Source organism: Cellulomonas hominis (assembly GCF_901521055.1).
Taxonomy (GTDB): domain Bacteria; phylum Actinomycetota; class Actinomycetes; order Actinomycetales; family Cellulomonadaceae; genus Cellulomonas; species Cellulomonas endometrii.
The window spans coordinates 1-9,164 of sequence record NZ_CABEGA010000087.1 but is presented as its reverse complement, the minus strand read 5'-3'; the positions used below and the strand labels follow the sequence as shown (position 1 = coordinate 9,164).

Annotated in this window: 7 protein-coding genes and 1 tRNA gene; 6 read left to right on the top strand and 2 right to left on the bottom strand. The window is 74.6% G+C overall.

All coding sequences use genetic code 11. The features are described 5' to 3' along the window. From KJP73_RS18255 to KJP73_RS18240, 4 genes are all read left to right on the top strand, one after another. The coding region (locus KJP73_RS18255) for an MFS transporter (RefSeq protein ID WP_213284309.1) at positions 1 to 1,490 on the top strand (1,490 nt) is incomplete at its 5' end. After that, positions 1,487 to 3,037, top strand: coding sequence for a UxaA family hydrolase (locus tag KJP73_RS18250; RefSeq protein ID WP_213284308.1), 1,551 nt, complete (start codon positions 1,487 to 1,489; stop codon positions 3,035 to 3,037). The genes KJP73_RS18255 and KJP73_RS18250, both read left to right, overlap by 4 nt. Before the next feature lie 56 nt (positions 3,038 to 3,093). Beyond that, entirely contained in the window at positions 3,094 to 4,563 is a 1,470-nt protein-coding gene (locus tag KJP73_RS18245) for a tagaturonate reductase (protein WP_213284307.1), read from the top strand. A gap of 15 nt (positions 4,564 to 4,578) precedes the next feature. Then, positions 4,579 to 4,670, top strand: a tRNA-Ser gene (locus KJP73_RS18240). An 8-nt stretch (positions 4,671 to 4,678) separates the two neighbouring features. Here KJP73_RS18240 and KJP73_RS18235 read toward each other — a convergent pair. Next, the gene (locus KJP73_RS18235; RefSeq protein ID WP_213284306.1) at positions 4,679 to 5,407 is read right to left on the bottom strand and encodes a hypothetical protein; all 729 of its coding nucleotides are present in this window, start codon (positions 5,405 to 5,407) and stop codon (positions 4,679 to 4,681) included. 293 nt (positions 5,408 to 5,700) lie between these two features. On the opposite strand from KJP73_RS18235, the gene KJP73_RS18230 reads away from it, so the two are divergent. Together KJP73_RS18230 and KJP73_RS18225 are read left to right on the top strand one after the other, a co-directional pair. Beyond that, positions 5,701 to 6,111, top strand: coding sequence for a YciI family protein (locus tag KJP73_RS18230; RefSeq protein WP_213284305.1), 411 nt, complete (start codon positions 5,701 to 5,703; stop codon positions 6,109 to 6,111). Between the two features lies 1 nt (position 6,112). Beyond that, the gene (locus KJP73_RS18225) at positions 6,113 to 7,315 is read left to right on the top strand and encodes an RNA polymerase sigma factor (protein WP_213284304.1); all 1,203 of its coding nucleotides are present in this window, start codon (positions 6,113 to 6,115) and stop codon (positions 7,313 to 7,315) included. Between the two features lie 18 nt (positions 7,316 to 7,333). Here KJP73_RS18225 and KJP73_RS18220 read toward each other — a convergent pair. Further along, positions 7,334 to 9,164: glycoside hydrolase family 6 protein (locus KJP73_RS18220; protein WP_213284303.1), on the bottom strand; the 1,831-nt coding region annotated here is incomplete at its 5' end.

The following is a 9,164-nucleotide window of genomic DNA, read 5'->3' as shown; positions in this document are numbered from 1 at the left end:
CCCCCCCCCCCCCCCCTCCCCCCCCCCCCCCCCGCCCCCCCACCCCCGCCCCTGCCGCGAGCGCCCCGCCCGGCCGCCGCGGCGCAGCCACCGCCCAGGGCCGGCTCCCCCTCCGGGACAAGATCGCCTACGGGCTCGGCGACATGGGCAACGGCTTCATGTTCGACCTGGGCCAGGCCTACCTGCTGAAGTTCTACACGGACGTCGCCGGCATCCCGCCCGCGGCCGCCGCCGGGGTCTTCGTCTTCACGAAGATCTTCGACGCCTTCATGGACCCGGTCGCCGGCATCGCGGTCGACCGCCGCAAGGGTGGTGGCCGCCACGGCCGGTTCAAGCCCGTGATGATGTACTCCTCGATCGCGCTGGCGGTGCTCACGGTCGTCACGTTCCTGACGCCGGGCGGGACCGACGGGGTCAACCTGGTCTACGCGTACGGGTCCTACATGGCCTGGGGCGTCCTGTACTCGTTCACGAACGTGCCGTACGGGTCCCTCGCGTCGGTCATGACGCAGGAGCCCACCCAGCGGGCGCAGCTCGCGTCGTTCCGGCAGGCCGGCTCCGTCTCCGCGCTGCTGGTCACCGGCGTGGCGTTCATGCCGATCGTCGGGGCGTTCGGCAGCGAGCGGGTCGGCTTCGCGGCGGCTGCCGCGGCGATGGCCGTCGTGGGCGTGCTCGGGTTCTACGCGACGTTCCGCGGCACCACCGAGGCGGTGCCGGTCGTCCGCAACGACGAGCGCATCACCCCGCGCAGCTTCGCCACGACGATCGTGCAGAACCGGCCCCTGCTGGTGCTGGTGCTCATGACCGTGTTCTCGATCTCGGCCTACAACATCAAGCCGGCGATGATCGTCTACTTCACGGACTACAACCTGCAGAACCAGGACCTGCTCGCCGTCGTCAACATGTTCGGCATCGGCTCGTCGATCCTGGCGATCCTCACCATCCCGTGGCTGGTGTCCCGGTTCGGCAAGAAGAACGTCGCGCTCGGCGGGTTCGCGCTCGCCGCGGTGGCCGACGGGCTCAACTTCCTGCTGCCGACCAGCACCGTGACGTTCACGATCCTGTACAGCCTGTCGTTCGTCGGCATCGCGCTGCCCAACGGCATCACCTGGGCGATGGTCTCGGACGTCATCGACTACGGGCACTGGCGCTCGGGCACCCGCCGCGAGGGCATCACGTACTCGATGTTCAACTTCTCCCGCAAGATCGCGCAGGCGCTCGCGGGCGGCGCGGCCGGGTTCGGGCTGTCGCTGATCGGCTACGTGCCCCGCTTCACCTCCGACCCGGACCTCGCGGACCAGGCGGGCGGGATCCTCCAGGGCATCAAGTCGCTGCAGACCCTCTACCCCGCCGTCGCGCTCACGCTGGCCGGCGCGGTCCTGTTCTTCCTCTACCCGCTGTCCGACAAGCGCGTCACGGAGATCGTGACCGAGACCCGGGAGCGCGAGGCCGGCGTCGCCGTCGCCGACGAGCCCGGGACGCCCGCATGACCGAGGAGAAGCGCGTGCCCACCGATCCCGACCGCAGCACCCTGCAGCTCGCGGAGGCCGACGACGTGGTCGTCGCGATCCGCGACCTCCCGGCCGGCGCGCGCGTGCGCACCGGCGCCGGCGAGCTCACCGTCCTGACCGACGTGCCGCGCGGCCACAAGCTCGCCGTCCGGCCCGTCGCCCGGGGCGGCCGGGTGCACAAGTACGGCCAGTCCATCGGCCGCGCGTCCGCCGACATCGCACCGGGGGAGCACGTCCACGTGCACAACCTCGCGATGGACGAGGGCGCCGCGTCGCACGAGCTGGCCACCGTGCACACCGAGCTGCCCGCACCCACCGGGCCCGTCCGCACGTTCCAGGGATACCGCCGGGCCGACGGCAAGGTCGGCACCCGCAACTACGTCGGCATCCTCACCTCGGTGAACTGCTCGGCGTCGACCGCCCGGATGATCGCCGACCGCGTCACGCCGCTGCTGGCGGCCCACCCCGGCGTCGACGGCGTGCTCGCGCTGACCCACCAGAGCGGCTGCGGGCTCGTGCCGGCCTCCACCGGCGGCGGGGTGCTGCAGCGGACCCTGCACGGGTACGCGGCGCACCCGAACTTCGGCGGCCTGCTCGTGCTCGGCCTGGGCTGCGAGATGGTCCAGGTGCAGTCGATCGTCGACACGCTGCCGGTCGCGTCCGACACCCTCGTCGAGACGCTGTCGATCCAGGACGAGGGCGGCATCCGCGCGACGGTCGAGCGCGGCTTCGAGGCCATCGTCCGGATGCTGCCCGCGCTGGCCGCCCGCACGCGGGAGCCGTTCCCCGTCTCCGAGCTGGTGCTCGGGCTGAACTGCGGCGGATCGGACGGCTACTCCGGCATCACGGCGAACCCGGCGCTCGGGCACGCGTCGGACCTGCTGGTCGCGGCCGGAGGCCGGTCCGTGCTGGCCGAGACGCCGGAGATCTACGGGGCCGAGCACCTGCTCACCCGCCGTGCGGTCTCCGAGGACGTCGCACGGGCCGTGCTGGAGCGGATCGCGTGGTGGAAGGAGTACGCCGCGCAGGGCGGCGGCAGCCTCGACAACAACCCGTCGCCGGGCAACAAGGCGGGCGGGCTCACCACCATCCTCGAGAAGTCACTGGGTGCCGTGGCGAAGGCGGGCCACGCCGACCTGTCCGCCGTCTACCAGTACGCCGAGCCGATCACCGAGCGCGGCATGGGCTTCATGGACACCCCGGGGTACGACCCGGTGTCCGTCACGGGGCTCGTGGCCGGCGGCGCGACGGTCGTCTGCTTCACGACCGGCCGCGGGTCCGTCCTCGGCAGCCGCCCCGCGCCGACCATCAAGGTCGCCACGAACACCGAGATGTACACGCGCATGCGCGACGACATGGACCTGAACGCCGGGCGCATCGTCGACGGTGACGCCACCGTGGCGCAGGTCGGTGAGGAGATCCTCGACCGGATCATCGCCGTCGCGTCCGGGGAGCAGACCGCCAGCGAGGAGCTCGGGCTCGGCCAGGACGAGTTCGTGCCGTGGCAGCTGGGGACGGTCACGTGAGCGGCCCCCGACCCGACGCCGACGACCACGCCCGCGACCCCCGGAGGACCCCCGCGATGCAGCCCCTCGACAGCACCACCACCACCCGCACCGTCCGGCCCGTCACCGTCCTGCAGTTCGGCGGCGGCAACTTCCTGCGGGGCTTCGCGGACTGGATGATCCACCGCGCCAACCAGGCGGGCGTGATGGACGCCGGTGTCGCGGTCGTGCACGCCACCGCGCAGCCCGACCCCGCGTTCGACCTGCTCCGCGAGCAGGACGGGCTGTTCCACGTGTACCTGGAGGGCGTGAAGGACGGCGTCCCGGTCCGCGACATCACGCGGGTCGACTGCGTGCAGGAGGTCGTCGCCGCGCACACGGAGTTCGCGCGGTACCGCGAGCTGTACCTCCGGCCGGAGCTCCAGGTGGTGCTGTCGAACACCACCGAGGCCGGGATCGTCTACGTCGAGGGCGACGACCTGTCCGCGCAGCCGCCCGCGTCGTTCCCCGCGAAGGTCACGGCGCTGCTGCACGACCGGTTCCGGCACTACGCGGGGGCGCCCGACAAGGGCCTGGCGTTCGTCGCGTGCGAGCTCATCGAGGACAACGGGTCCACCCTGCGCGCCCACGTCCTGCGGCACGCCGCCGCCGCCGGGCTCGGGGAGGACTTCGCCGCGTGGGTCCGGGAGGCGTGCAGCTTCTCCGACACCCTCGTCGACCGGATCGTCCCCGGGTTCCCCCGCGACGACATCGACCGCATCCAGCAGGAGATCGGGTACTCGGACCGCCTCGTCGTCAAGGGTGAGTACTTCCACGTGTGGGCCATCGGCGGGGACGACCGCGTCCGGGAGGTCCTCCCGCTCGACCGGGCCGGGCTCGACGTGCGGTTCATGCCGGACATCCGGCCGTTCCGGGCGCAGAAGGTCCGCATCCTCAACGGGTCGCACACCGCGCTCAGCGCCATCGGGCTGCTGCTCGGCCACGAGAGCGTGCGCGAGGCGTACGCCGACCCGGACCTGCGCGCCTACCTCGACCGGCTCGTCGCCGACGAGGTCCTGGCGACCGTCCCCGGCGACCGAGCCGCGCTCGACGCCTTCGCCGCCGGGATCCTGGAGCGGTTCACCAACCCGTACCTGCACCACCGCCTCGGCGACATCGCCCTGAACGCGGTGTCCAAGTGGCGCACCCGCAACCTCCCGGTCTACGCCGACAGTGCCGCCGCCGGGGCGCCGGCGCCGCTGACCGCGTTCGCCCTCGCCGCCGTGCTGCTCGTCCAGTCGGGGCACGCGGCACTGCCGGGCTTCACGCCCGCGGACGACGCGGAGGCGCTCGCGGTGCTCGGCTCGGGGCCGGCGCTCGGCGGGTGGGACGACGAGGACGTCGCGGCCTGGGTCGGTCGGGCGGTCGACCGCCTGGACCTCGCGGCCGGCCTCGACCCGGCGCAGGCCGCAGCGCTCGTGTCGGACGTCGCGGCGTCCGTGGCGCGCGTCCTCGCGGCCGGTCCGCGGGTGGCGCTGGGTGACGTGGTCGCCGCACCCTCGCGGTAGGGTCGCGGCGTCACGGGAGGGCTGGCTGAGCGGCCGAAAGCGACGGTCTTGAAAACCGTTGGGGCGGGACACCCCCGTCCTCGTGGGTTCGAATCCCACGCCCTCCGCACGTCCGTCAGAAGTGGGTGGCCGGCCGCCCGGTGAGCGGATGGCGCCGCAGGACGGCGTCGACGCGGGCCCGGTCGTCCACCCATGCCGCGAGCGGCCTGCTGACGGAGCCGATCAGACCCACGATGGTCGTGAGACTGCGTCGGGGGTCCGTCGTGAGGATGTGCTCGTGGTGCCCGATGCGGTTCCGGAGCGTCCGCATCGCGTTGTACTGCGTCCACATCTGGTCGCGGCGCCGACGCGTGTGCGGGAACGCCCGGTGGATGACGCCGTCCCACAGCGCCTGGTAGTCGGCTCCACCGCGGGACGTGCCGCGGCCGAGAAGGCCGGTCCAGAAGCCGAGGTCGGTGGCAGCGACGACGTCACCCGGGAGGACCGTGCGCGATCTGCTCAGTCCCTGTGCGACCTTGCGCTCGAAGTCGGCCACCCGCTCGTAGTGCCGTTCGAGCAGGACGACTCTCGAGCCCCGGGCCCACCAGTCCTCCCGCTCGGCGTACCGGGACAGCTCGAGGTGGACGGCGTTGCGCGTCACCACCTCCAGCATGTGCAGCGGCCCGAGCAGCGCACCGGCGAGCGCCATGTTGTACACGTACAGGTCGAGCGGGTCGATGGTCACTCCCTGCGACCCGGCCGCGCGCACCGAGGCGTCGTAGACACCGAGGCGCCCTCCGGTCATCAGGCGCCGGAACTCGGCGCGCTGCTGGTCGGTGACCGTGAGGTGGTCCCGGTCTTCCACGGCTCTCCTGGACACGAGTCGGGCGGGCTGACGTAGGCTGAGCACGTTCGTTGTGAGGTGGATCGCCCAGCCGTTCGGGTCCCCTCGCCTTCGTGAGCGGCCATGCAGAGCGTCTGACCTCCGTCAGACGCTCTTCGTGCGTCCGGGGCTGACAATCCCAGCCCCCGTGCCCTAGCGTCCAGCGCGGACGGCGTCGTCCCCAGCGCGCTCCTCGATGTCGAGAACCGCGGACCGGCTCCGCTCCCCAGGTGGAGGGCCGCGACAGGCGCAGCCCCACGGCACCAGGAGGCACCATGCCGAAGTACCTGCTCCTCAAGCACTACCGCGGCGGCCCCGAGCAGTACCGCCCGTCGCCGCCGCTGGACCAGTGGGACCCGCAGGACGTGGAGGCGCACATGGCGTTCCTGCGGCACGTGGGGGAGATGCTGGAGGAGCGCGGCGAGCTCGTCGACGCCCAGGCGCTGACCCCCCAGCGGACGTGGGTGCGCTACGGCGGACCGGATGCCGCGCCGGTGACGACCGAGGGTCCGCTGCCCGAGACGAGCGACCTGGTGGCGGGCTGGTACATGGTGGACGTCGAGTCGTACGAGCGGGCGCTGGAGATCGCGGCGTACGTGTCGTCCGAGCCGGGCCAGGGCGGGACGCCGCTGTACGAGTGGATCGACGTCCGGGAGGTCATGTCGGACGCGCCCGCCGGCGGGTGACGTGACCGCGGACCTCCCGGGGGACGAGGGTGCCCTGCGCGCCCTCGTCCCCCGGGTCCTGGCGGGGCTCGTGCGGCGCGGCGAGGACTTCGACGCGGCCGAGGACGCGCTGCAGGAGGCGCTGCTCGAGGCGCTGCGGGTGTGGCCGCAGCACCCGCCGCGCGACCCCCGGGCGTGGCTGACGACCGTCGCGGCCCGCCGGCTCGTGGACGCCCGGCGCAGCGAGGCGGCCCGGCGGCGACGCGAGGTGACCACCGACGCCGAGCCGCCCGCCGGGGCCGTCGAGCAGGGCGACGACACGCTGCTCCTGCTGTTCTGCTGCTGCCACCCCGACCTCGCGCCGGCGTCCCAGGTGGCGTTGACGCTGCGCGCGGTCGGCGGCCTCACCACCCGGGAGGTCGCGGACGCCTTCGCCGTGCCGGAGGCGACGATGGCGCAGCGGATCAGCCGCGCGAAGCGCACGCTGCGGGGCCGGCCGCTCGACCGGCCGGGGGACCTGGCCGTCGTGCTGCGGGTGCTCTACGTGATGTACACGACGGGCCACGGGGGCCGGGTCGACCTGGCGGCCGAGGCGATCCGGCTCGCGCGTCAGCTCACGCTCGCCACCGAGGAGCCCGAAGCCCGGGGGCTGCTCGCGCTGATGCTGCTCAACCACGCCCGCCGCGCGGCGCGGACCGACGCGGACGGCCGCCTCGTCACCCTCGACCGGCAGGACCGCGCGCTGTGGGACACCCGCGAGGTCGCCGAGGGGGTGCGCGTCCTGCAGTCGGCGCTGGCCGCCGGCCGGCCGGGCCGGTACCAGGTGGAGGCGGCGATCACGGCGCTGCACGACGACGCGGCCACCGCGGGGGAGACCGACTGGCCGCAGGTCCTCGCCTGGTACGACGACCTGGTGGCCCTGACCGGCGACCCGGTGCGGCAGGACCCCGCGGCGGTGCTCGGACGGGCGGTCGCGGTGGGCCACGTGCGGGGCGCCGACGCGGGGCTGCGCGAGACGGAGCCGCTGCGCGAGGTGCTGGGCGACCGGCACCGCTGGCACGCCGTCCGCGGCTACCTGCACGAGCTCGCGGGCGACCCGCGCGCCGCGGCCGACGCCTACGCCGCCGCGGCCCGGCGCGCCACGGACGTCGCCGAGTGGGACCACCTGGTGCGTCAGGCCGCTCGCCTGCGGGCGGTCCCGGCGGAGGCGTCCCGGCCCACGTGAGCGCCGGCGCCACCCCGCCTACCCGGCGGAGCCCGCGCGGGCGGCGAGGCCCAGCACGTACTCCTCCCAGTAGGTGCCGGCGACCGGGCCGCCGTTGCACGTGCCGTCGGAGCGGCCGACGGTCTTGATCCAGAGGTCCGCGACGTGCGGGCCGCTGCCGGTGGCCGCCGGGCGGGCGCCGAGTGCGCGGCCCTCGGGGTTGCACCAGACGGTTCCCTCGGGCCCGGCCAGCGGCCCGTTGCCGTTGCGGGAGGTGTCGACCACGAACGCCGGCCCGCCGAGCAGCGCCGACAGGTAGGTGCCGTAGGCGACCTCGTGCTCGCTGCGCTGGAAGTTCGACACGTTGACCGAGAACCCGGCCGCTCGGTCCACCCCGGCGGCGCGGAGCCGCAGGGCCATCTCGCGCAGCTGCTCCGCGCTCCAGCCGTAGCTGTTGCTGCTGGCGGCGTCGACGTAGACCTCGGCGCCCGCGGCGACGTACGCGTCGACGGAGTACCGCAGCGAGGCGAGGCGCTGGTCCCGGTCGCCGCACCGCTCGAGGTGCAGCAGGGCGTCGGGCTCGACGACCACGACGGCGCGGGAGCCGCGCAGGCCCGCCGCGACGGCGTCCGCCCACGCGCGGTACTCGGCGTGGCTCGTGAACCCGCCGGCGGAGTAGCTGCCGCAGTCCCGGTCGGGGATCGCGTAGGTGACGACCACCGGGGTCCGGCCCGCGGTGGTCGCGGCGGCGGCGTAGGAGCGCACCGCCGCCGTGCCGTCCGCGGGACCGAGCCACCGGGCCGCGCCGCCGGTCGCCGCCTGCTCCAGCAGGGCCGCGTCCTCGGTGCGGCCCTGGGCCCGCGCGGTCGTGACGGCGCGGGCGAGCTCGGACGACGGGTCCGCGTACTGCGGGGCGCCGGACAGGACGGTGCGGTACACGCGCTCGCCCGCCTCGCCGCCGCCGGTCGTCACGCTGCCCGGCCCCGCGCCGGGGCGGGTCGCCACGGGCAGCGGCGCCGGGAGCGGCAGGGAGACCACGGCGGGGACCCGCTCGACGACGGGCGCGGGGGAGGACCAGGTGCTGGTGCCGGACGGCTCGACCACGTAGATCCGCGCGTGGTCCTTGACCACCAGGCGCGAGCCGGTCACCTGCGTGCCGGTGGACCACAGCACGGTGCCGTCCGCGACGACCTGCAGGTCGCCCTCGGTGGTCACCCGGGCGACCGCCCCCCGCGTGGTCGTCCCGGTGCGCCACACGACCGTGCCGGCGCGCGCCAGCGTGAGGTCGCCGTCGGCGCCCATCGTGAGCCGCACGTCACCGGTCGCGATCGACTCCCCGGCGAGCAGCAGTCCGCCGGACGCGACCCGGTCCGTGCCGGTCGTCCGCAGGGCCGGCCCGTCGGTCGTCGACTTCCACGCGAGCCGCCCCGCGGTGTCGATCGTGTACAGCACGCCGTCGGGCTTGATCACGGACCGCGCGCCCGGCGACTGCACGCCCGTGGTCCACAGCAGCGCGCCCGACGCCGACCGGACCTCCAGCGCGCCGGCGGGCTGCTGCACGAGCCGCGCGCCGGGGTTCCCGGTCGTCCCGGTGTGCCACAGCACGGGGCCGGTGCCCAGCCGGACTGTCACGTCCCCGTCGGCGCCCACGCTCAGCACGTGCGCGCCGGAGACCGCCGCGAGCGAGCCGCCCGCCGGCAGCACCTGACCGCTCGTGAGGCGGTCACCCACCGGCGCGGCGGGGGTCGACGTGGCGGCGGCAGGTCCGGGCGCGAGCCCGACGAGCGCGAGCAGCGCAGCCGTGGCCAGCCCGATCGCCGTGGTCAGCGCCCGCGCCGCGCGGGCGCTGACCACGGCGATCGGGCTGGCC

What these genes read in the sequence shown, in the direction of transcription:
- KJP73_RS18250 (WP_213284308.1), top strand. Translation starts at nt 1,487, where the DNA reads ATGACCGAGGAGAAGCGCGTGCCCACCGATCCCGACCGCAGCACCCTG.
- KJP73_RS18245 (WP_213284307.1), top strand. Translation starts at nt 3,094, where the DNA reads ATGCAGCCCCTCGACAGCACCACCACCACCCGCACCGTCCGGCCCGTC.
- KJP73_RS18230 (WP_213284305.1), top strand. Translation starts at nt 5,701, where the DNA reads ATGCCGAAGTACCTGCTCCTCAAGCACTACCGCGGCGGCCCCGAGCAG.